The sequence below is a fragment of the Casimicrobium huifangae genome, from assembly GCF_009746125.1.
Classification (GTDB): Bacteria; Pseudomonadota; Gammaproteobacteria; order Burkholderiales; family Casimicrobiaceae; genus Casimicrobium; species Casimicrobium huifangae.
The window spans coordinates 2,581,253-2,604,264 of sequence record NZ_CP041352.1; the positions used below are offsets into that span (position 1 = coordinate 2,581,253).

A 23,012-nucleotide genomic window follows, 5' to 3' on the forward strand; every position below is an offset into this window, starting at 1 on the left:
ACACCATGGATCTGCTCAATAACCTGTCTCTGGGATTTGGCGTCGCGCTGACGGTGACCAATATCCTTTACGCGCTGGTCGGCTGCCTGCTGGGAACGCTGATCGGTGTGTTGCCCGGCATCGGCCCGGTGGCAACCATCGCCATGCTGTTGCCTACCACCTATGCCCTGCCGCCGGTGTCGGCGCTGATCATGCTGGCCGGCATCTACTACGGCGCGCAGTACGGTGGCTCCACCACGGCGATTCTGGTCAACCTGCCGGGCGAATCGTCCTCGGTGGTCACCGCGCTTGACGGCTACCAGATGGCGCGTCAGGGCCGTGCCGGCGCCGCGCTGGGTATGGCTGCCATCGGCTCCTTCATCGCCGGCTCGTTCTCGACGCTGCTGGTCGCCGCGTTCGCACCGCCGCTGTCGGAAGCCGCTCTCAAGTTCGGCCCGGCCGACTACTTCTCGCTGATGGTGCTGGGCCTGATCGCCGCTGTCGTGCTGGCGCACGGTTCAGTGGTCAAGGCTATCGCGATGATCGTGCTCGGCATCGTGCTGGGGCTGGTCGGCACCGACGTGAACTCCGGCGTCGCTCGCTACAGCTTCGACACCCCGGAACTCACCGATGGCATCGGCTTCGTCGCAGTCGCGATGGGCATTTTCGGCATCGGCGAAATCCTGATCAACCTTGAAAAGGGCGAAGCCCGCGAAATCTTTACCGCCAAGGTGGGCAAGCTGCTGCCAACGGCACAGGACTTCAAGGATTCTGCGGGTGCAATTACTCGCGGCACGCTGCTCGGCTCGCTGCTCGGCATTCTTCCTGGTGGCGGTGCGCTGCTCGCTTCGTTCTCGTCGTATTCGCTCGAGAAGAAAATGGCCGGCGCCAACGCCAAGCCGGCCTTCGGCAAGGGCAACATCCGTGGCGTCGCGGCACCGGAGTCAGCCAATAACGCTGGTGCGCAAACCTCCTTCATCCCCCTGCTCACGCTGGGCATTCCGCCGAATGCCGTGATGGCGCTGATGGTGGGCGCGATGACCATCCACAACATCCAGCCGGGTCCGCAGGTCATCACCGCCAACCCGCAGTTGTTCTGGGGCCTGATCGCCTCGATGTGGGTCGGTAACCTGATGCTGGTGATCCTTAACCTGCCGCTGATTGGCATGTGGGTGCAGTTGCTGAAGATTCCGTATCGTCTGCTCTACCCGATGATCCTGGTGTTCTGCTGCATCGGCGTTTACACCGTGAACAACACCACGTTCGACGTCTGGATCATCGCGGTGTTCGGCGTGGTCGGATACATCTTCGCCAAGCTGGAATGCGAAGCAGCCCCGCTGCTGCTTGGCTTCATCCTTGGCCCGATGATGGAAGAGAACCTGCGCCGCGCGCTGCTGCTGTCGCGGGGCAGCCCGTCGGTGTTCCTGGAGCGCCCGATCAGCGCCACCATGCTGGTACTGTCGTTGATTCTGCTGATCATCCTGGCGATGCCGGCAATCCGCAAGAAGCGCGACGAGACTTTCGTCGAGGATTGATCCTCAGCACGATCTCTCGATACGAAAAAACGGGCACTTCGGTGCCCGTTTTGTTTGGCCCAGCGTATCCTTCGCGAACGTGTGTCCCGCGAGCCGTGCGCCCTAGCCAAAGGCACCAGACGCAGCAACGCAACGATATTGCAGCAGGAGGAAATCACGTCCAGCCCATCGAATCCACCCGGCACCACCCGCCGTGACGTCCTGAAAACGCTCGGCACCGCAGGTGCACTCGGCAGCGCCACCGCGCTCACCGCCTGCTCGACCACCGTCAACGTCAGCGCCAGCCCGACAACGCGTGCCACGCCGTTCCAGATTGCAGCAACAACCATCCCGATCGTCGGCAGCAATGAGGTCTTTCCGGTGCGTCGCATCTACTGCATCGGCCGCAACTACGCTGCGCACGCCCGTGAGATGGGCTCGGACCCGACCCGCGAGCCGCCGTTCTTCTTCCAGAAACCGACCGATGCGATCCAGTTCGTACCGCCCGGCCAGACGGTGGATCACCCCTATCCACCGCTGACCAAGAACTACCACTACGAGATCGAGCTGGTCGCAGCACTCAAGAGCGGTGGTCGCAACATCGCAATGGCTGATGCGCTGTCGCACGTCTACGGCTATGCGCTCGGGCTCGACATGACCCGGCGCGACCTGCAGCGTGCGATGGGTGACGAAAAGAAGCCCTGGGAGATCGGCAAGAGCTTTGACCGATCGGCGCCAATCGGGCCGATCCATCGCGTCGGGCAGACTGGTCACTTCAGCAAGGGCCGCATCCAGCTGCTGGTCAACGGCAACGTCAAGCAGAACGCCGACCTGAACCAGATGATCTGGAACGTTGCCGAACAGATCAGCAAGCTCTCGGAAGCGTTCGAGCTAATGGCTGGCGACATCATCTATTCCGGCACGCCAGAGAATGTCGGTCCGGTGGTGCGCGGCGACCTGATGACCGGCAAGCTCGAAGGTTTGCCGGACCTCAACGTGAAGGTGGTTTAGCGGTTTGCCGCGCAGTCATTCGCGGCATCATCTTTTTGTCGAATCGACCATTGGATAAGGGCTCAGTACGCAATTCGACCAAAAGTCGACTTTTGGCTATTTGTGGTGCTGAGCCCAGATGGAATAAGGTTTTCAGACTCAGGCTGTAACCCGATCAGGCCTTGACGCCGAGCCCCAGCCGCTCGATGACCGCCTTTTCCTTGACGTACTGTTCGGCGATGAACTTCGTGTAGTCGGCTGTGTTCATGTAGATCACCGACTGGTCGTACTTGTCGAAGGTCGCAAGCACCGCCGGGTCTTCCAGCGTCTTTTTGAACGCGTCGTGCAGGCGCCGGGTGAGTGCTGGATCCATGCCCCTGGGTGCGCCGATGCCGAACGGCGAGTCCGAAATCGTCTCGTACCCGAGCTCGTTCAGCGTCGGCACGTTCGGGTAGCGCTTCGCCCGCTTGCTGCCGTAGGTGGCGAGCAGGCGCAAATTACCGGCGTCAACCTGCGGCGCCCAGCCCGTCGAATCGCTGTGCGACATCACATGGCCGCCAAGCACGGCCTGCACGCCCTCCGCTGCGCCCTTGTACGGGATATGCGAAAGCTTGATGCCTGCCTTCGCCGCGAACTCCTCCACTGCCAGATGCGGCGTGGTGCCGGCCCCCGGCGTGCCATAAGTGAACTTCTCGGGGTTTGCCTTGGCGTACTCGACGAGATCCTTGATGCTCTTGATCGGCGAATCGCTGCGCACCACGATGCCAAAGGTGTAGCCGGTCAGGCAGGCGATGTAGGTGAAATCCTTGAGCGGATCGAACTGCATCTTCTGCATGTGCGGCAGCCGCGCGACGCCGATGGTGAGTTGCGACAGCGTGTAGCCGTCCGGCGCCGCCTTCACCAGCTCGTTGGGGCCCAGCATGCCGCTGGCGCCGGCCTTGTTCTCCACCAACATGGACCCGCCGAGCGCCTTGCCCGCACTCTCGGCGATGGCGCGCATCACGGCATCCGTTGCACCACCCGCTGGCCACGGGCAGATCAGGCGGATCGGTTTCGCCGGGTAGGCCTGGCCGACTGCAACGCCGGGCAGCGCCCCAGCGGCGGCAACCGCCAGCGTCGTCTGCAGGAACTGACGGCGCGACGGCGACACCGTACCAACGCCAACGTGGTCAAGCGGCAAACCGCCCGGTGCAATGTGATCCATGATTCCTCCTTGATCGCCGTGCTTGCCGCACGATTCAGTTGAGCGGTATGGTGTATTGATCACCGCTCACCGGAAATTTAGGAGAAAGCAAGGGCACCGTCAATGACGGCTATCCCGTATGGAAAATGCGGTATGTCGCGAGGGCCATGATCGCGACGGCGACCGCAGGTCAACAATTGCTGCGCTCGGTCAACCAGATTGCCACCACAGCCGGCAAAATGCCGGCATGAGAGCAGCCCCGGACCCGCGATGCGCCTGACCACCATGACGGATTACTCGCTGCGTCTGCTGATGTATGTCGCGCAGCGGCCGGAACAGCTATGCACGATCGCCGAAGTCGCTGCCGCCTACGGCATCTCGGAAGCGCACCTGATGAAGATCACGCACCAGCTTGGGCTCGCGGGGTTTATCGAGACGGTGCGTGGCAAGGGCGGCGGCATGCGGCTGGCGCGAGCGCCCGGCGAGATCAACCTGGGCGCAGTCGTGCGCAGCGTCGAACCGGATTTCAACCTGGTGGAATGCCTCGCCACCGGCAACACCTGCACCTTGACCGGACAGTGCCGGCTGACCGCCATCGTCAGCGGCGCGCTGCGACAGTTTCTCGACCACCTCGATGGCCATACGCTGGCCGACGTACTGCCGGCTCATGGCGATGGTCCCGCGCAAGCCCGTACGATGAAGTTGCAACCTCTGCGGCGTCGGCCTGCCGTCAGCGAATCCGGCAAGTAGAAGCCGGCCCGCTCTGTTCCGCTGCCGGTCGCTGGCCAGCGCCCTGTCTGATCTGGCGCAATAAAGATTACTTTTTAATATTGCTTTAAGAGCCAGGGCGACCTAACATAGATACATAGCAAATAAATCTTATCGACAGACCGAAGCCGCCAAGGCACTGGCCGACGCACCGATGAAACGCCAAGCTGCACTGATTCCTCTTTCACGCGAACACCACGACGCGCTGTCGTACGCGCGACAGGCCGTCGCGGCCTGCCAAGGTCAGCACGCGGACACGGTGCGCCTGCGCACACTGGCGCTCTGGGACAGCAGCATTGCAGCTCATCTGGCAACCGAAGAGGCCAGCCTGCTACCTGCCCTGGCCGCCGCCGGTGCCGGCGACGAGGCCGCACGGGCATTCGCGCAGCACCAGCAGTTGCGACAATTGGTGGCTCGCCTGCGCGACGGCGAACCTGACGCGTTGGCCGAATGGGGCGAGGCGATGCGTGAGCACGTCCGCTATGAGGAACGCGTGCTGTTCCCACTGGCGCAGCGCCTGCTGGATCTCGATGCGCTGGCCAACACCCTCAACCGTCCGTCCACGCTTCCGACGGTGTCGATATGACACATCGCCATTTCCATCAACACGAACTCGGAGTCACCGAATGAGCACCATCTCGCAACCACATCTGCACCTGTCGCCCACGGCGATCTATCCCTTCGACGCACGCGGCATCGCCAAACGCTTTCGCCATGCCGCCATCTTCGGTGCGCTTGATGCCCTGAACCCCGGCGAGACGATGCGTTTCGTCAACGACCACGATCCGCTGCCGCTGCTCGATCAGCTGCGGGCGCGCTATGGTGAATCGGTGTCGATCGAATATCGTCAGCGCGATCCCGGCGCCATTGCGATCGATTTCGTCGTTCGCTGAAGCTTCCGCCCCAGAGACGACCAGAGCGAGATGCACAACACCCCATCCCGAGTGATTCCGATCCGCGCGCTCACGCCCGCCGCCGTCAGTGCGGGCGCAGCCGAACCGGACCGCGAAGTCGTCATTGACCTCTACGAAAAGCAGCCCAAGATTTACCCGCGCGCCGTGCACGGCTGGTTCGCCGGCTGGCGCTGGGCAATGGTGTGGCTGACGCAGCTGGTGTTTTACGGGCTGCCGTGGTTGCAGTGGAATGGCCGGCAGGCCGTGCTGTTCGACCCCACGCAGCGCCGTTTCCAGATCTTCGGACTGCTGCTGCAACCGCAGGATTTCATCTACCTGGCCGCGCTGCTGGTCATCTCAGCACTCGCCCTCTTCTTCTTCACCGCGATGGCCGGGCGCCTCTGGTGTGGCTATGCCTGCCCGCAAACCGTCTACACGGAAATTTTCCTGTGGGTCGAGCGCCGTACCGAGGGCGACCGCCTCGCCCGCATGCGCCTCGACAGTGGCCCGTGGACGCCGGTCAAATTCGCGCGCAAAGGCAGCAAGCAGACGATCTGGATCCTGATCAGCCTGTTCACCGGGTTCAGCTTCGTTGGCTACTTCACGCCCATACGCACACTTGCCAGCGAGGCCGCTGCGCTGTCGTTTTCGCCGTGGGAGTGGTTCTGGGTTCTGTTTTACGGCTTTGCGACGTACGGCAACGCCGGCTACCTGCGCGAGCAGATGTGCAAGTTCATCTGCCCGTACGCACGTTTCCAGAGCGCGCTGATCGACAAGGACTCGATGGTGATCGCCTACGACAGCGCGCGCGGCGATCCGCGCGGCGGACGCTCGCGCAAGGCCGATCGCAATACGCTGGCGCTGGGTGACTGTCTCGATTGCAAGCTTTGCGTCCACGTTTGCCCCACCGGCATCGACATTCGCAACGGCCTGCAGAACGAATGCATCGGCTGCGCGGCGTGCATCGACGCCTGCGACGATGTGATGGACCGCATGGGCTACCGCAAAGGCCTGATTCGCTACTCGACCGAGAACGGGGTCGCGCAGCGGCTGAGTCGTCGTGAGATGCTGCGACGGGTAGCGCGCCCGCGCGTGCTCATCTACGGTGCGCTGCTCGGCGCGGCAATCACCACGTTCGCCGTGAGCCTGTGGCAACGACCCGACTTCCGGGTCGACATCGTTCGTGATCGCGCAGCACTGGCCCGCGTGGCCGACGACGGCGCTATCGAGAACGTGTACCAGCTGCACCTGGTGAATGCCACTGAACGCCCCCTGCATCTGTCAGTGGCGCTATCGAACGAAGGTAATCCACGCGATGCCAGCGGCAACCCCGTGCTACGCATCGTCACGCCGACCAGCACGACGCTGGAGGCTGGCAGCAGCGGCAAACTGTCGCTGCGCCTGCGCCTCGGTGCTGATGCTGCGGAACCGCTACGCGGGCGCTCCAGCACGATCGGCATCGACATCACCGCCGCCGGCAACGACGGCTCGTCGTTGCAAACGATGACCGAAAAATCGACCTTCTTCGTGCCGCGCTAGAGGCAATTTCTGCATGGCTGCCAAGCGAAAAGCATCGACTTTCCGCCTTCTGGGCCGCCAGCCCCATGCAACAAGGCTTTGCAAAAAAAGCTGTAGCCGTCGTTCGAGCGCTACGCCATCTGCAGCGACAACGCTCCTGGACCTCTGCCCTGGTTGGCGGCCGCCACAGTTGCTGCCGCCGCATCCATCTCGGCGATTGTCCCGTCGTCGATCGGCACCGCCTGCGCGCGTGCCTTGCGCGACTGGCGCTCGGGGTCACCCGGCATCAGGATGGCGTCAAATCCCTCGGCGAGCTTGGCCGATTGCACCCATTCGACGAACTCACGCGTCGCCATCTCAAAGGCGCTTTGGGTGCCAAATCGGGCCGGGTCGAACACGATGGTCAGCATGTTGTTCCACACCCCGGCCTTGGGCTGGTTTTTCGGGATGGTGACCGGGCCGCCGGTCAGTGCAGCGCCGAGTAGTTCGCAAACCATCGCCAGCGCGTAGCCCTTGTGCGCCGCCATCGTGGTCAGCGCACCGGTGCGGCCATTGACCGGCTCGAACAGCACACCGGGATTGGTGGTCGGAAAGCCCTCATGATCAATCAGCGCGCCTTCGGGCGTGTGCTTCTTGGCGTTGTAGGCCACGCGCACCTTGCCCTGGGCGATGGCGCTGGTGGCGAAGTCCAGCACAATCGGGCCGCCGTCGGCGTCCGGCCGCGGGATGCCTACGGTAAAAGGATTGGTCACAAAGCGCGCCTCGGCACCACCGTAAGGCGCCACCCAATGCTGGCTCACGGCGTTAGTGAAGTGAATCGCAATCAGCCCTTCGCTGACCGCCTGCTCCGCCCAGTGCCCGACCCGGCCGAGGTGGTGCGAGTTGCGCAGCCCCATGACGCAGACACCGCTCTCCTTCGCCCGCTCAATCGCGATCACCATCGCCTGATGCGTCACGCTCTGGCCAATGCCGCGATGCGCGTCAATCAGCATCAGCCCGCCGGTGTCGGTCACCACCTCCACATTCTGGTTAAGCACCAACTCGCCCGCCGCGATGGCCTTGACGTAACGCGGCACCATGCCGACGCCGTGGGAGTCGTGACCGCTCAGGTTTGACAGGACGAGATGATCGGCAGTCAGCCGCGCCTCGGTGGCTGAGGAGCCGGCAGCAAGAAAGACGTCGTTAACCCAGCGGTGCAGGGCGTCGGGGTGAATGGTGCGCATGGCGGAGGTATCGGTGCTCATGGCGCAGGAGTTTAGGCGCTCAGGCTGTCGCGCCGACGCTACCGAATCGCGTGACGGAACGCCGGCCCGACTTCACGGCGCGCTGCAATGAGTCTGCGTCGGTGCGGTCAGCCACCGCGAGGCAGCAGCCGCTGCCACGCGGCCAACGCATCTGCCGCGCTGATACTCGCAACATTGCCGTCGTCCTTCGTCTCGCGGTTGCCGAGCGGGATCACCTGCGAATGCGGCGCCCGTGGTACCCAGCGCCCCCACCCGTGGTAGCCAAACAGCACCACGCAGGGACAGTCCATCGCGGCAGCAATGTGGGCCGGGCCAGTGTCAATGGAAATCATGCTGTGCGCGAACGACGCCAGACCGATCAAGCGTGGCAACGGCAAGTCCTCTGCTGCCGTCAGCACCCGCGAGTCCGCACAAGCGGCAACAATTTCGTTCACCAGATCAGCCTCGCGCGGCGAACCGCAGACCACCACCCGCAGCGCCGGCTTCGCCTGCAACGCACCGGCAATGACCTGAGCCCAGCGCTCAACCGGCCAGAACTTGTCGTTGTTAGTGCGGTGCAGCGACCAGCGTTTCGATGTCTTCTTGTTGCCGGGCTGGATCAGCAGGATGGGGGCATCGCCGACACCACGTGCACCTGCCCAGGCGTGCGCGTCAGCAACCCAGTCAGGCGACGCATATAGGCGCGGCTGGCCACGCCCCGCCGCGAGCGGCTCGCCGCTGCCTGTGCTGTGCCACCAGTCGGCCCAATGCGCCCCAAGGCCGGGCCAGTTATCCCACGGTGCGATGATGCGTTCACGCGGCACCGCGCGCTCAACCAGCCGTCGCGCGTATTTGTCCGGGTCACACAAATACACCGGCCCTTTATGTGCAGCCAGCCATTGCACTGCTTCGCGCTGGCTGGCCGTAAACCAGTACGGACTCTTGCGACTGGTCACCAGCTGGACGTCCGCTACGGCCGGGTCGTTGGCGAGCAACGTGCGCGTCCAGCCACCGGACGCTAACAAATCAACTGGAGTGCCGTGGCGCCTGGCAAGCTGCTCCAGCAGCACCGTGAGCAGAACGACATCGCCAAGGGCGGCGAAACGGACAACGACGGGACGGTGCGCGATGGTGGTGACGGACATGTGTTCAACGCCAATGAAGCCTGCGATCCACGGGACGAATCGCTACCGTCATTTTCGTTGAACTTGTTTGGTCGGGGCGATCAGCGATGTGAAGCAACTCGCGGGCGGAACGCTTCGTCACAGCCTGAGCTAGCGGCGGCGCCACGCAGTAGCTGCTACCAGCACCAGTGCGCCAACAAACGGTCCAACCAGAAACCACGGGTAGTAGTTGCCGGGGATGTTGAGGTGAAGGTAGTAATCCGCGACATCCAGCGCAACGCCAAGCAGCGCCAGCAATGGAGTCCATCGCGCCCAGCCTGCCGTCCAACGTTCGCTGCTGGCCAATTTGAACGCTATGAGCGCACTCACAAGTCCGGCGCATCCAGTCAGCGACGCTGCCACCGACAAGTGACCAGCGAAGAGCTGGCCAAAGAGAAAGCCGACGACCGCCTGAAAGGCGATAAACAATCCGGCGATGACAAGCAGAAATGGCATGGGATGAGCTGCTGCTCAGTCGTACGAAGCGGGTTGATCCGCGCGTACAACCGGCTTCGACATCAACGCCAGCCGAATGATCTCGTTGTGCTGTATCGTCTCATACACCGAGTATCCATGCCGCTCGTAGAACGGTACGTTGTTCTCCATCAGCATGTTGGTCGTGAGTTCAAAGCGCTGGACGTCGGGCAGCGCCGCTTCGAGCGCGCGCAGCAGTGTTGAGCCGATGCCACGACCCTGGTGCGCCGGGTCGACCACCAGCGCACGAATCGTGCACATGCCGTCCGTCACGACACCTCGTACGCTGCCGATGATGGTGTCGCCCTCGCGTGCAACCAGTGCAGTCTGCGTGACCACATGCGCGGCAATCGCTTCGACGGTCTCGGTCAGCGGTGGAATCATGGTCGTGCCGCTGCGACGCCCCTCTTCCGCGAAAGCCTTTTGCTGCAGGGCATGCATCGCGGAGGCGTCATGCGGATGCGGACGGCTGATTGTGGGCATATTGGCGCGTTTTGCAAAACGGGATACGACGAATGAGGGCCTGTTCACACTATGCACGATGCCGCGCTGATGCCGCCATCGTTACTCCCCGACCACCTCGGGCGCCTGTTTGACGCGCGCTACATCACGATTCAAGCCTGACAGAATCGCCTTGAACGAAGCCGTGACGATATTGCTGTCCATCCCAACACCATGCAGCGACGGGCCGTCGCCGACACGCATTTCGATATAGGTGATGGCGGTAGCGTTGGCGCCCTGCCCGATCGCGTGTTCGTGATAGTCCATCACCTTCACCGGCGCATGAAGCTCGCTGGCAATCGCGGCAACGAAGGCGTCAATCGGGCCGTTGCCAACGCCTTTGGCCTTGTGGGTGTCACCGTCGATCACCACTTCGGCATGCACTTCCACCGCATCCGGCTTCGACGAATCTTCCGCCAGCTTGTGTGCGACATACTTGTACGGCGCCTTCTTGCTGACATATTCGCCATCAAAGATGTTCCAGATGTCGTCGGCTGTCATTTCCTTGCCGGTGGTGTCCATCACCTGCTGCACCACCTGCGAGAACTCGATCTGCATGCGGCGCGGCAGATCTATGCCGTATTCGCTTTGCAGAAGGTAGCTGATGCCGCCCTTGCCGGACTGTGAATTGACGCGGATCACCGCCTCATAGTTGCGGCCCACGTCCATCGGGTCGATCGGCAGGTAGGGCATATCCCAGATGCCATTCGGGTTGGCGTCGCGATTGGCAAAGGCCTTCTTGATCGCATCCTGATGCGAGCCCGAGAAGCTCGTGTAGACAAGGTCTCCTGCGTACGGATGACGTGGATGAACCGCGATCTGGTTGCAATATTCGACGGTCTTCTTGATATCGTCGATATCGCTGAAGTCGAGGTTCGGATGCACGCCCTGCGAGTACATGTTGAGCGCGAGGTTCACGATGTCGACGTTGCCGGTGCGTTCACCGTTGCCAAACAGGCAGCCTTCCACACGATCAGCGCCAGCCATCATGGCGAGCTCGGCGGCCGCAGTGCCGGTGCCACGGTCATTATGCGGATGCACCGAGAGCACGATGCAATCACGTTTGGCGACGTTGCGATGCATCCATTCAATCTGGTCCGCAAAGCAGTTGGGCGTGGCGTTCTCCACCGTGGTCGGCAGATTGATGATGACCGGATTCTGGGGCGTGGCGCCAAAAACTTCCACCACGGTGTCGACCACACGCCTGGAGAATTCAAGCTCCGTGTTCGAGAACATCTCCGGAGAAAACTCGAAGCGCCAGATGGTCTCCGGAAAGCGCTTCATCGTCTCGCAGACCTGGCGCACATGCGGGATGGTCAACTCGTTGACGATCTGGTCCTGCGACATGCCGAACACGACGTTGCGCATCACTGGTGCGACCGCATGGTAGAGATGAAAAATTGCCCGCTTGGCGCCCTTCAATGCCTCGAAGGTACGTTCGATAAACGCCTCACGCGAGGGTGAGAGCACCTGAATCCAGACGTCGTCAGGAATCTGCTTCTGCTCAATCAGGTAGCGGACGAAATCGAAGTCGGTCTGTGATGCCGACGGAAAGCCGACTTCAATCTCCTTGATGCCGACCTTGCAGTTGAGTGCGAACATCTTCTTCTTGCGTTCGACGTCCATCGGCTCGATCAGCGCCTGATTGCCGTCGCGAAGGTCAGTCGCGAGCCACACGGGTGGTTTGGTGATGGTCTGGTTGGGCCAGGTTCGATCGGCCAACAGGATCGGTTTGAAGGCGGCGTATTTCTGGCTGGGTTGTTTCAACATGGGCATGATGAGCCTCGACGATTCTGGAAGGGGAATGCGGGAATGCAGCCTCGTCTCCCATTTCGGGGATCAGACGTGGCGCAGCGGGAGGGGGTGGGGGTTATTTGTCTGCGCGCGAGCGCAGCAGCGCCAGCAGCAGGCCGAGCGAAATCAGCGACAGCAGGGATGTCGTGAAGGCGGCGCTCACGTGAGTGAGTTGCTGGCTATGCGAATGCATTTTGTAAATATAGCTCATCAAGCCGGCGCATTCAAGTCGCTGTGCGCAGTCCTTGCGGTGAATCAATTCGCGCTGCGCAGCGCATGAGCTCTTGCGAGGCGCAGCAAACTGCCAGGCCGCGTGCGCGACCAGAACGCGCTAGAACGCGTGCGTCTTGGCGAACACCGTGCCGGGTAGCTGTACATAGGTCAGCACGCCCTCGGTGATTGACTGGATGCGGGTCGGCTGCGGGTTATCGCGGAACAGCGTACCGCGCAGAATCTCTTCCATGTTGAGTCCGATGCCGTAATAAGTGCGCCGTTCGTGGCGCGCATAGTCGACTCCAGGAATGCCTTCCCGAGGCTTGAAGCCGGTGCCGCGGTAGCCAAAAACCAGTTCAAGGTAGCGCAGGGGATTCTTGGGCGACAGATTCATGAATCCACTCAGCCGGGCAGTCAAGAAGTAGGTCTGCCCCTCGTAGCTGTCAATGAAGTTGGCACTGCCGCCAGCGCCCTTCGGGAAATAGCGCATGCGATAGGCGAATTTCCGGTCGAGATCAGGCCACATGACCACGGCGCTGCCCATCAGAATGCCAACGGCGTCGGCGGCCAAGTCTTCACGACTGAAGCCGTAAGTCTTCTTCGAGTACCCGTCGAACAGCTCGATCAGATAGGCCGTCCCGGCATTGGCCACTGCGGAGATCGCCAGTGCCTCGCCCTTCGATGAGCCGCTCCACTGCAGCGCATCGCTGACCAGCCTTGTACCGATATAGAACGTGTAGGCATGGCTCAACTTGTCGACGCCACCGGTGTAGGTTTCGCGGCCAAATCCCCCCTCGGTGATGCGCGTGATGTGCGACGAGAAACCACGCTTCCACCACTGGAATGCACCAGTTGTCAGCACCGTGCCCACAGCGCTTGCCACGATCGCCTTGCGGCAATCCTGCAACGGGCCCCATGGCAGGCGCATGAAGTCCTGGCAACGCTTGATCCGTTGGGCCTTGTCCAGCTCGCTGCCTGCCACCGCACCGGCTGCCGAAGCGCCGCCAGCAGATGCCGCGCCGGCGATGGCGGCACTTGCCACAGGCGCTATGCTGGCTGCCGAAGACACATCAGCGAACAGCTCAGCAACAGTAAAGGCATGGGGCGCCAGTTGCCCCGCAGTCTCGGCGGACGGAACAGCGGAATCATCTACTGCTGCGTTGCCAGCTGCCGCCGCAGCTACAGCGCCATATATCGGCTCCATCGCCGGCGACAACTTCACACTGCTCGCGACGTCCTGCGCCGAACCGCTGCCAGAAAACAGCAACGCTACGCCAACGGCAAACGAACCCCATGTGGCGCACCGGTCACACAACTTCACCATCAAATCCCCCCTGTCAGTTCTTCGTGCCCAGTCAATGCCTGTCGGCCGCTGCCACAAAGCCCTATTTCTTTTCTTCAGCTCCGGTTGCCGCCACTTCTGTCACGCCCTGCGGCTTGCGAAAGAGTCGCCAGAGCCACACGACATAACCGGACGCCAGATACGCCAGGAACACCCCAAAGATCACCGTCGGCGGGTGCATCAACATCAAGCCGAAGCCCACCGCCAGCAGCGCAATCGCTGTAAACGAAATTGCGCGACGGCTCATCGCCTTGAAGCTGAAGAACTTCGCCGTCGTCACCATTGAAATGCCGGCCACCAGCGTGACCGCGAAGGCCCACCAGGCAACGTCCTCGCCTTCAATGTCAAGGTCATCCATCAGCAGCACAAAGCCGGCAATGACCGCTGCGGCCGCCGGGCTCGGCAAGCCATTGAAGAAGCGCTTGTCGATCACACCGATCTGCACGTTGAAGCGCGCCAGGCGAAGCGCCGCACAGGCGGCGTAGATGAAGGCCGCAGCAAGGGCGATACGCGGGCTGGGCAACGAGCGCAGCGCCCACTCGTAGACGATCAGCGCCGGTGCCGCGCCAAAACTGACCATGTCGGCAATCGAATCGAGCTCTGCGCCAAAGGCGGTCTGCGTGTTGGTCATGCGGGCGACACGGCCATCGAGGCTGTCAAGCACCATGGCAACAAAGACCGATACGGCGGCGTAGTCGAAGCGCAGGTTCATCGCCTGCACGATGCCGAAGAAGCCGAAGAACAATGCGGCCAGCGTGAACAGGTTTGGCAGCACGTAGATGCCGCGGCGGCGAATCTTGTTCTTCAGCGCTGCCCGCCGTTCGCGAATGGTCAATTGGCCGGTGCCACTGGCGGCGGGCTCACGGTCACGATCGTCTTGAGTGGGCAGATTCATTGCCCGAAGTGTAGCGGCTGTCTGCCGGGAAAGATTCGCGGGATTCGACGCGCTATCGCTGCGCTCCCGATCAAATCCAGCGGCTGCGTGCCGCCAGCGTGAGTGGCGTCAGCATTTCGCCTTCTTTCTCGCGTTTGGCGATGAGCGTTTCCTTTGCCTTGCGCAATGTCTCCTGCAGCTCCGGACCGCGCTTGAGCGCGACGGCGACCGCCAGCGCGTCCACCAGCGTCAACTGCGCAAGCCGTCCAACCATTGGCGAATAAACATCCGGGTCTTCGTCAACATCGACGGCAAGCGCAATGTCAGCCAGTTTGGCCAGTTGCGATGCGCGTTCGGTCACCGCGATCACCGTCGCCCCGGCGCGCTGCGCAAGCTCGCAGGTCTGGATCATGTCTCGCGTGCGGCCGGTACGCGAGATCGCGACGACCACATCCTCGTGCGTGAGCAAGGCCGCAGACTGTACCTGCCAATGCGGATCGTTGTAGGCAACGGTGTGCATGCCGAGCAAAAAGAACTTGTGCTGCGCGTCCATCGCCACCACGCCCGAATTGCCGACGCCATAGAACTCCACCTTGCGCGCCCGTGCGATGGCCTCGGCAGCGCGCTCGAAGACTTTCGGATCGACCTGGTTGCGCATCGCGATCAGCGTCGCAATCGAGCGATCAAACACCTTGGCAATCACATCCGCTGACGAATCCTGCGCCGACACGTCGGTGTGCACATACGGAACGCCAGTCGCCAGGCTTTTGGCCAGCGCTACCTTGAACGCCTTGAAACCCGTGAAGCCAAGCGCCTGACAGAAACGCGCGATGGTGGGATCAGTCACGCCGACCGCCTCCGCCAATTCGGCGATGGCCATGTGGGCCACGCGATTGGGCTGACCAAGCACATAGCTCGCGACGCGCTGCTCGCTGGGACGCAGGCTGAGACGCACGGCGGTGATACGCGACACCAGTGCGTCGGTCGAGGTCGAATCGTTGCTGGCAACGACAGAACCAGTCGATTCAATCCTGTTTGCCGGTACTGCAGTGTTCATGATCATCCCCTAAATGTTCAGCTCTTCGTGCCATGCGGTATCGGCAATCGCAGTCAGCCGACTGGACGCCGGCGGACCCCAGCTGCCGGCGGCATAGCCGATCGGGGCTGTCTGCTCGGCGGCCCAGTGATCCAGTACCGGCTGGCACCAGCGCCACGCGGCGTCAGCCTCGTCGCGGCGCATGAACAGCGTCGCGTTGCCCCGCAACACGTCGAGCAGCAGGCGCTCGTAGGCATCCTGCCGGCGCTCACGGAAGAATTGCTGGAAGTCGAGATCAAGATACACCTCGCGCAGGCGCATGCCATCGCCCGGCGCCTTGGCCATGGTGTAGAGCCGCACGCTCTCCTCGGGCTGCAGCGTAATGACCAGGCGATTCGGCGCCAGCGCGCTGTCGAAAATCGAGTGCGGTGGCGAACGGAAATTGATCACTACTTCCGCGCGCCGCTCGGCCATGCGCTTGCCGGTACGCAGAAAGAAAGGCACACCGGCCCAGCGCCAGTTCGCGACCTCGGTACGCAATGCGACGTAACTCTCCGTGCAGGACCCTGCGGTAACGCCCGCCTCGGCCAGATAGGGGCCAACCGCCTGCCCGCCCATGCTGCCGGCCCGGTATTGGCCGCGAACGATGTTCTCGCGCAGTGACTCCTGCGTCCACGGCTTCAGTGACCGCAGCACCTGCAATTTCTCATCGCGCACGGCGTCTGGATCGAGGCTCGACGGCGGCTCCATCGCGGTAATGCAAAGCAGGTTGAGCAGATGGTTCTGCACCATGTCGCGGAAGGCGCCGGTGCTGTCGTAGAACTCGCCGCGAGTCTCCACACCAACCATCTCGGCAATGGTGATTTGCACATTGCTGACCCAGGTGCGATTCCACAGCGGCTCCAGCAGCGTGTTGCCAAAACGCAGCGCCAGAAGGTTCTGCACGCTTTCCTTGCCGAGATAGTGGTCGATGCGATAGACCTGCGCTTCGCTGAAGGCGTCGAGCACCAGATCGTTGATCTGCCGCGACGACACCAGATCGCGCCCGAGCGGCTTCTCAAGCACGATGCGCGTCTCGGACGTATTGAGCCCGGACGTCTTGAGCCCGTCGATGATGGCCGGGAACAACGCCGGTCCCACTGACAGATAGAACACCGTCTGACTCGCCCGCTCGTCCAGTCGGGCTTTCAACTCGCGATATTGTTCAGGCGCATTGACGTCGAGTGCGAAATAGGCAATGCGCGCGAGGAATCGCGCCAGGGCGCCGTCGGGCGCGGCCTTTATGATGTCCGGGGCGAAGCGATTCAGCGCTTCACTCACGCGGTCGCGAAACGCCGCGTCGTCCATCTTCTGTCGCGCGGCAGCAATAATGCGACCGCCGGCGTGCAGGCAGGCATCGCATTCGGCACGAAACAAGGCAGGATAAAGTTTGCGTAGCGCCAGATCGCCGGTGCCACCGAAAATGACCAGATCAAAGTTGCCGTTCATACGATAACAATAGCAGCCTTGTAGTAAAACAACAAGCTAAAATTACAGCATTTGACGCGATGGCAAAGCCTTCGCGACAACGAAACACGCTCTTCCGTCCGGAACCCTGCCATGAACACCCTCGACCAGCTCAAACAATTCACCACCGTCGTCGCCGACACCGGCGATTTCAACGCCATGCGCGCCTACACGCCGCGTGACGCCACGACCAATCCGTCGCTGATCCTGAAGGCGGTACAGCAGGACGCCTACAAGCCGCTGTTCAGCGAAACGGTGGCAGCACACAAGGGCAAAAGCATCGGCGCCATCGTCGATCAGGTGCTGATCCGTTTCGGCCTGGAAATCCTCAACATCGTGCCCGGCCGCGTCTCGACTGAGGTGGATGCGAGGCTGTCGTTCGACACTCCGGCGACCATCGGCAAGGCGCGCGAGCTGATTGCACTCTACGCGGCGGCCGGAATCGGCAAGGACCGTGTGCTGATCAAGATTGCCTCCACCTGGGAGGGCATTCAGGCCGCCACCGTGCTCGAAAAGGAAGGCATCCACTGCAATCTGACGCTGCTGTTCAGCCCGATTCAGGCAGCCGCCTGCGCCGAGGGCGGCATCACGCTGATCTCACCTTTCGTGGGCCGCATTCTGGACTGGTACAAAAAGCGCGACGGCAAGGATTTCACCGCTGAGGAAGACCCCGGCGTGCAGTCGGTGCGCTTCATCTACGCGTACTACAAGCACTACGGCTACAGGACCGAGGTGATGGGTGCCAGCTTCCGCAATATCGGCGAAATCCTGGCGCTCGCCGGCTGCGACCTGCTGACCATCTCGCCCGACCTGCTGAACCAGCTGCAGGGCATGAACGAGCCGGTTGAACGCAAACTGATCCCCGGCAAGGCTGCCACGGCGCCCATCAAACTGGACACGTCCGAGCCCGCGTTCCGCTACGCACTGAACAACGACGCGATGGCAACCGAGAAGCTGGCGGAAGGCATCCGTGCGTTTGCCGTCGATGCCGGCAAGCTGGAAAGCCTGATTTCAGCAGCGCTTTGATGGCAGCGAACCGGAACTGCCTGAGTACAACTTTTTACTGAAACCAGCATTCCATCTGGGCTGAATAGCCAAAATTGATGAAACTCGACTTCTTTCGCAAAGCCGTGTGAGCCCACATTGAATGGGGCTTCCACTGAAAAGGTGCTGCTTGCCGGAACGACCGTAGACCTGTTCTGCCGCGTCATCGACAACTACGGTGACATTGGCGTCTGCTGGCGGCTGGCGCGGCAGCTGGTCGCCGAGCACGGCTGCACGGTGCGGCTGATCGTCGATGACCTGCACGCGTTTCGCTTCATCGCACCCGAGGTGGATGCTGCGTCGGCTTCGACGCAAGCGCTGCTTGGCGTCACTGTCGTGCCGTGGCAAAACGCCAACACGTTGACGCCCGCAGAGGTCGTCATCGAGGCCTTCGCCTGCGACCCGCCGGCGGACTACGTGCAGGCAATGGCTGCGCAAGCCACCAAACCCGTCTGGTTGAACCTTGAATATCTCAGCGCCGAAACCTGGGTCGATGACATCCACGGTCGCGCAAGCCCGCATCCGCGGCTGCCGCTGACCAAATACTTCTTTTGCCCCGGATTTACCGGTCAATCCGGCGGCTTGATTCGGGAGCGAAGTCTTACGCCGGTGGATTCACGACAACCGGAATCACAATCCAGGACGCTAGCCGCAGCCGACCTGCCGCAGCGCCTGTTTGTTTTCACCTACCCGCAAGCCCCTGTGCGGGCACTGACGGATGCGTTCGGAGCATCCGGTCAGCGCGTAGCGGTGAGCGTGGCTGCGCCGCTAGCCGATTGCGCGCCGGAATGGCGCACGGCGCCCCCCGTGCCACAACCCGATTTCGACGCCCTGCTCGCGCCGTTCGACCTGCTGCTGGTACGCGGCGAAGACTCCTTCGTCCGCGCGCAATGGGCAGCCAAACCGATGCTCTGGCACATCTACCCGACCGACGACGATGCCCATTGGGTCAAGCTCGATGCCTGGCTCGACCGCTACTGCGAAAGCCTGCCGGCGTTGGTGGCGGACGCCTATCGCCGTGCCAGCCACGCGTTTGTTGCCGGTGACCGGAACGCGACATCCTACGCCGAATTCGTCACTCACTTGCCAACGCTTCGGCAACACGCCATCCGCTGGCGCGCCCTGCTCATGCAGCAGACCGACCTCGCCACCCGGCTCGTTAGGTTCGTCGCTCTGGTGAAAACGCAAAAAGTCGGCTAAAATCAAAGGCTTTGCTACAAAACCTGCGGGCCAAACCCCTCCGACATTGCCATTCCGGCATTGTCAGTCATCGCTGTCAAGCCAACGTGCTGACGTAGACGACGGAAAACACTTCAACCGGCGCGCATCCACAACGAAACCACCATGAAAACCGCACAAGAACTCCGCGCCGGCAACGTCATCATGATCGGCAACGACCCGATGGTCGTGGTCAAGGCCGAATACAACAAGTCCGGCCGCAACGCCGCCGTGGTCAAGACCAAGCTCAAGAACCTGCTCACCGGCACTGGTGCCGAGCCGGTGTTCAAAGCTGACGAAAAATTCGATGTCATCGTCCTCGAAAAGAAGGAAGTGACCTACAGCTACTTCGCCGATCCGATGTACGTGTTCATGGACGCCGAGTACAACCAGTACGAGATCGAGCCTGACACCATGACTGACGCGCTCAAGTACCTCGAAGACGCAATGCCGTGCGAAGTCACGTTCTACGACGGCCGCGCCATCGGCATCGAGCTGCCGACCTCGCTGGTGCGTGAGGTGGAATACACCGAGCCGGCCGTGCGCGGTGACACCTCGGGCAAGGTCATGAAGCCCGCCAAGCTCAAGGGCACCGGCTTCGAGATCCCGGTTCCGGCCTTCGTCAACACCGGCGACAAGATCGAGATCGACACTCGCACCGACGAGTTCAAGAAACGCGTCTAACTGGTAGTTCTGGCTGCTGCAACGCAGCCTTGATCCAGCGCAATGGCCCATGCGATAGCCCAACTATCGCACGGGCCTTTTGTTTTGGAGCGGAGATAATGCATACAGGAGGAACCGTTGACGATGCTCGTCGCCTATCTCACGCATCCGTACGCACTCAAGCACGAAATGGGGTCGCATCACCCCGAATGCCCCGACCGGGTACGGGTGGTTGACGACTACCTGCGTGCGCAAGGCTTGCTTGATTTCATGCGGGAAGAGATCGCCGCTGCCGCGCCCCCGCACACAATCCTGCGGGCACACACACGCGAGATGGTCGACTCGATTGAACGGATGGCGCCGCAGCAGGGTTACTGCGGCATCGACGGCGACACCACTATGAATCCGTACACGCTGCTTGCTGCCCAGCACAGTGCCGGCGCCGCAGTCAAGGCTGTTGATCTGGTGTGCGCTGGTGATGCGCCGCGTGCGTTCTGCAACATCCGTCCGCCCGGCCATCACGCCGAGCGTCATCGCGCGATGGGGTTCTGCTTTTTCAACAATGCAGCGATCGCTGTGCTGCACGCGATACAGGCGCACGGCCTCGAGCGTGTGCTGCTGGTTGACTTCGACGTGCATCACGGGAACGGCACCGAAGAGATACTTGCCGACCAGTGCGATGCGCGGCGCGTGCTGATGGTGTCAACCTTTCAGCATCACCTTTATCCCGGCAACGGTGATGTGCCGATGGCCGCCAACATGGTCAACGTGCCGCTGCCCGCCTACTCTCGCGGAGACGCCATGCGCGCCGCCGTGCTCGACCGCTGGCTGCCGGCGATTGATGACTTTGCACCGCAGCTGGTGGTCATCTCGGCTGGTTTCGACGCGCACCGCGAAGACGACCTCGCATCCCTCGGCTGGGTGGACGCCGACTACCGCTGGCTGACGCAGCAACTCGTTGCGGTAGCCGACAAACATTGTCGCGGGCGTATCGTTTCACTGCTTGAGGGCGGTTATCACCTGCCCGCGCTTGCCCGCAGCGTCGGCGAACACGTGAAAGTGTTGATCGGCGCCGATTGACCGGGCATCGTTGCGCGGTCGTCCGTCGCGCTGGCGACTACTGGTCGGCACGAAACGCGCGGTAGCATTGCGCGCATGCACGGCCATCATTCGCACCACGCATCGGACGACGCAGGCCATCCGCGCCACGCGCACCCGCATCACGACGGTGACGCACACGGCGCGACCACCAGTTCGCACCCGCAGAAGGAGGCTCATGGCCACGGGCACGGACACACACACGGTCACGGCGGGCATGCCCACGCACATGGGCCGATCAACTACGACCGCATCTTCGCCATTGGCGTTGCGCTGAATGTCAGCTATGCGCTGATTGAGGCGGTCGCAGGTTTCTGGCTGCATTCGCTGGCACTGGTGGCCGACGCCGGCCACAACCTCTCCGACGTGCTTGGGCTATTGCTGGCGTGGGCTGCCGTGTGGCTCTCGCGGCGCAAACCCTCCGCGCGGCATTCCTACGGCCTCGGACGCACTTCCATTCTTGCGGCGCTGGCCAACGCCGTGCTGCTGTTCGTTGCGCTGGGTGCCATCGTCTGGGAGGCCATCGGTCGACTGAACGAGCCGCAGGTCGTCGCCACCGGTCCGGTGATAGTTATTGCGCTGATCGGGATCGCGATCAACGGTTTCACTGCCTGGTTGTTCATGCGTGGCAGCAAGACCGATCTCAACGTGCGCGGCGCCTATCTGCACATGGCGGCGGACGCGGCGGTGTCTGCCGGCGTGGTGGCGAGCGCCGCGCTGATGGGAGTCACCGGCTGGCTGTGGCTCGACCCGGTCACCAGTCTCATCATCGCCGTCGTGATCGCCTGGGGCTCGTGGCGGCTCCTGGTTGACTCATTGCGCCTCTCGCTTGACGCGGTGCCGGCGCACGTCGATGCCAGCGCGGTCGCCGGGTTTCTGGCACACCGTGCCCCGGTGCAAAGCCTGCATGACCTGCATATCTGGGCGCTGTCGACCGAGGCGGTCGCACTGACCGCGCATCTCGTTTGCCCGGACGGACATCCGGGTGATGCATGGCTCAAGGACGTCTGTGACGAATTGCACGAGCGATTCGCCATTGATCATGCAACCCTGCAGATCGAAACCGGCGACGCCGCACACTGCGCGCTGCGCGAGCGCTGTGGGCTGGCGCACTAGCCTCGAGCCTTACCGTCTCGCGTCGCCATCCACTTCGGCCCGAGCACCGCAATCGCCAGCCCGGTGAGCACGACGGCAGCGCCAAGCAGTTGCGTGGCGGAAAGACGCTCACCGAAAGCCCACGCCGTTGCGGTCATGCCCGCCACGGGCACCCACAGCGCAAACGGTGACACCATCGACGCCGGGTAGCGCGTCAGCAAGTTCGACCAGAGGCCGTAGCCAAACACTTGCGCGGCATAGGCCAGCACGCAGAGATTGGCCCACAACGCCCAACTCGGCGTCCTCAGCGGCGCGGTCAGCGCACCCGCTGGCTCCACGATGAGCGAAATCACCACCAGCGGCGGCACGGCAGCCAGACTCGTCCAGGCCACAAAGTTCATCGCGCTGACTCGACCAGTATGCGCGATGCGCGCCACGTGCTTTGCCACTGTGTTCCCCGCGCCCCAGAAGAACGCCGCAAGCAGCACGAGCAGGAATGCTGCTCCGACACCGCCTTGCAACTTGGTCACACCGATGATGACCAAGCCGATCGCCGCGATCAGTGCACCCACCAACTGCGCGCGGTGTATGGCTTCGCCGTAGAGCGCCACTGCGAGGCCAATGGTGAAAAACACTTGCGTCTGCACCACCAGCGACATCAAGCCGGCGGGCATACCCATGTTGAGCGAAATGAACATCACGGCGAATTGGCCCACGGCGATGAACAGCGCGTAGAGCACCAGCCAGCACCAGGGCACCTGCGGTCGCCCGACAAACAACACCAGCGGCACTGCAGCCATGAAAAAGCGCCAGCCCGACAGCGCAAAGGGCGGCACGCTCACCAGCGCCAGCTTGATCGAAACGAAGGTCAACCCCCACACGGTGGCAATGGCGAGAGCGAGGAGCGTGTGGCGAAGGGGCAA

General features: G+C 62.3%; 22 protein-coding genes. 11 read left to right on the forward strand and 11 right to left on the reverse strand.

Going from position 1 to position 23,012, the window contains the following annotated elements:
- Positions 1-5: 5 nt before the first annotated feature.
- Together FKL89_RS11715 and FKL89_RS11720 are read left to right on the forward strand one after the other, a co-directional pair.
- On the forward strand, positions 6-1,514 hold the full coding sequence (locus tag FKL89_RS11715) for a tripartite tricarboxylate transporter permease (RefSeq protein ID WP_156862924.1): 1,509 nt from the start codon (positions 6-8) through the stop codon (positions 1,512-1,514).
- 201 nt (positions 1,515-1,715) lie between these two features.
- Positions 1,716-2,504 carry a fumarylacetoacetate hydrolase family protein gene (locus tag FKL89_RS11720; RefSeq protein WP_156864673.1) on the forward strand — a complete coding sequence of 263 codons (789 nt, stop codon included), beginning with the start codon at positions 1,716-1,718 and terminating at the stop codon, positions 2,502-2,504.
- A gap of 154 nt (positions 2,505-2,658) precedes the next feature.
- Here FKL89_RS11720 and FKL89_RS11725 read toward each other — a convergent pair whose 3' ends face one another.
- Entirely contained in the window at positions 2,659-3,687 is a 1,029-nt protein-coding gene (locus tag FKL89_RS11725; protein WP_156862925.1) for a Bug family tripartite tricarboxylate transporter substrate binding protein, read from the reverse strand.
- 249 nt (positions 3,688-3,936) lie between these two features.
- Here FKL89_RS11725 and FKL89_RS11730 point away from each other — a divergent pair, with 249 nt between their 5' ends.
- The 4 genes from FKL89_RS11730 (at position 3,937) to ccoG (ending at position 6,866) form a co-directional block, all read left to right on the forward strand.
- Positions 3,937-4,416 (forward strand): RrF2 family transcriptional regulator, encoded by a 480-nt coding sequence (locus FKL89_RS11730; protein ID WP_156862926.1) that lies wholly within the window; start codon positions 3,937-3,939, stop codon positions 4,414-4,416.
- Positions 4,417-4,588: 172 nt separating this feature from the next.
- Positions 4,589-5,020 carry a hemerythrin domain-containing protein gene (locus FKL89_RS11735; protein ID WP_156862927.1) on the forward strand — a complete coding sequence of 144 codons (432 nt, stop codon included), beginning with the start codon at positions 4,589-4,591 and terminating at the stop codon, positions 5,018-5,020.
- Positions 5,021-5,069: 49 nt separating this feature from the next.
- Positions 5,070-5,327 carry a DUF2249 domain-containing protein gene (locus FKL89_RS11740; RefSeq protein WP_156864674.1) on the forward strand — a complete coding sequence of 86 codons (258 nt, stop codon included), beginning with the start codon at positions 5,070-5,072 and terminating at the stop codon, positions 5,325-5,327.
- 30 nt (positions 5,328-5,357) lie between these two features.
- The gene (ccoG, locus tag FKL89_RS11745; RefSeq protein WP_156862928.1) at positions 5,358-6,866 is read left to right on the forward strand and encodes a cytochrome c oxidase accessory protein CcoG; all 1,509 of its coding nucleotides are present in this window, start codon (positions 5,358-5,360) and stop codon (positions 6,864-6,866) included.
- Between the two features lie 110 nt (positions 6,867-6,976).
- On the opposite strand, the gene FKL89_RS11750 is transcribed toward ccoG, so the two are convergent.
- From FKL89_RS11750 to zwf, 9 genes are all read right to left on the reverse strand, one after another.
- Positions 6,977-8,089, reverse strand: a complete 1,113-nt coding sequence (locus FKL89_RS11750; RefSeq protein WP_238363337.1) for a malate/lactate/ureidoglycolate dehydrogenase — start codon at positions 8,087-8,089, stop codon at positions 6,977-6,979.
- 107 nt (positions 8,090-8,196) lie between these two features.
- A complete protein-coding gene (locus FKL89_RS11755) occupies positions 8,197-9,213 on the reverse strand; it encodes a glycosyltransferase family 9 protein (protein ID WP_156862929.1) in 1,017 nt (338 codons plus the stop codon).
- A 129-nt stretch (positions 9,214-9,342) separates the two neighbouring features.
- On the reverse strand, positions 9,343-9,687 hold the full coding sequence (locus FKL89_RS11760; RefSeq protein WP_156862930.1) for a hypothetical protein: 345 nt from the start codon (positions 9,685-9,687) through the stop codon (positions 9,343-9,345).
- 15 nt (positions 9,688-9,702) lie between these two features.
- A complete protein-coding gene (locus tag FKL89_RS11765; RefSeq protein ID WP_156862931.1) occupies positions 9,703-10,188 on the reverse strand; it encodes a GNAT family N-acetyltransferase in 486 nt (161 codons plus the stop codon).
- Positions 10,189-10,269: 81 nt separating this feature from the next.
- On the reverse strand, positions 10,270-11,976 hold the full coding sequence (gene leuA, locus FKL89_RS11770) for a 2-isopropylmalate synthase (RefSeq protein WP_156862932.1): 1,707 nt from the start codon (positions 11,974-11,976) through the stop codon (positions 10,270-10,272).
- A 355-nt stretch (positions 11,977-12,331) separates the two neighbouring features.
- Positions 12,332-13,537 carry a DUF2279 domain-containing protein gene (locus FKL89_RS11775; protein WP_156862933.1) on the reverse strand — a complete coding sequence of 402 codons (1,206 nt, stop codon included), beginning with the start codon at positions 13,535-13,537 and terminating at the stop codon, positions 12,332-12,334.
- Between the two features lie 61 nt (positions 13,538-13,598).
- A complete protein-coding gene (pssA, locus tag FKL89_RS11780) occupies positions 13,599-14,450 on the reverse strand; it encodes a CDP-diacylglycerol--serine O-phosphatidyltransferase (RefSeq protein ID WP_156862934.1) in 852 nt (283 codons plus the stop codon).
- A gap of 70 nt (positions 14,451-14,520) precedes the next feature.
- Positions 14,521-15,486 (reverse strand): MurR/RpiR family transcriptional regulator, encoded by a 966-nt coding sequence (locus tag FKL89_RS11785; RefSeq protein ID WP_156862935.1) that lies wholly within the window; start codon positions 15,484-15,486, stop codon positions 14,521-14,523.
- A 9-nt stretch (positions 15,487-15,495) separates the two neighbouring features.
- Complete coding sequence (gene zwf, locus FKL89_RS11790) at positions 15,496-16,953, reverse strand: glucose-6-phosphate dehydrogenase (RefSeq protein ID WP_156862936.1); 1,458 nt, start codon at positions 16,951-16,953, stop codon at positions 15,496-15,498.
- Between the two features lie 111 nt (positions 16,954-17,064).
- Here zwf and tal point away from each other — a divergent pair, with 111 nt between their 5' ends.
- The 5 genes from tal to FKL89_RS11815 all read left to right on the forward strand — a co-directional run bounded on the left by tal (position 17,065) and on the right by FKL89_RS11815 (position 22,110).
- Positions 17,065-17,997, forward strand: a complete 933-nt coding sequence (gene tal / locus FKL89_RS11795) for a transaldolase (protein ID WP_156862937.1) — start codon at positions 17,065-17,067, stop codon at positions 17,995-17,997.
- 141 nt (positions 17,998-18,138) lie between these two features.
- On the forward strand, positions 18,139-19,215 hold the full coding sequence (gene earP, locus FKL89_RS11800) for an elongation factor P maturation arginine rhamnosyltransferase EarP (RefSeq protein WP_238363338.1): 1,077 nt from the start codon (positions 18,139-18,141) through the stop codon (positions 19,213-19,215).
- Between the two features lie 144 nt (positions 19,216-19,359).
- A complete protein-coding gene (gene efp, locus FKL89_RS11805) occupies positions 19,360-19,917 on the forward strand; it encodes an elongation factor P (RefSeq protein WP_156862938.1) in 558 nt (185 codons plus the stop codon).
- 123 nt (positions 19,918-20,040) lie between these two features.
- Positions 20,041-20,976 carry a histone deacetylase family protein gene (locus tag FKL89_RS11810; RefSeq protein ID WP_156864677.1) on the forward strand — a complete coding sequence of 312 codons (936 nt, stop codon included), beginning with the start codon at positions 20,041-20,043 and terminating at the stop codon, positions 20,974-20,976.
- 75 nt (positions 20,977-21,051) lie between these two features.
- On the forward strand, positions 21,052-22,110 hold the full coding sequence (locus FKL89_RS11815; RefSeq protein ID WP_156862939.1) for a cation diffusion facilitator family transporter: 1,059 nt from the start codon (positions 21,052-21,054) through the stop codon (positions 22,108-22,110).
- On the opposite strand, the gene FKL89_RS11820 is transcribed toward FKL89_RS11815, so the two are convergent.
- Positions 22,107-23,012, reverse strand: coding sequence for an EamA family transporter (locus tag FKL89_RS11820; RefSeq protein ID WP_156862940.1), 906 nt, complete (start codon positions 23,010-23,012; stop codon positions 22,107-22,109). The two genes, FKL89_RS11815 and FKL89_RS11820, sit on opposite strands and share 4 nt — an antisense overlap.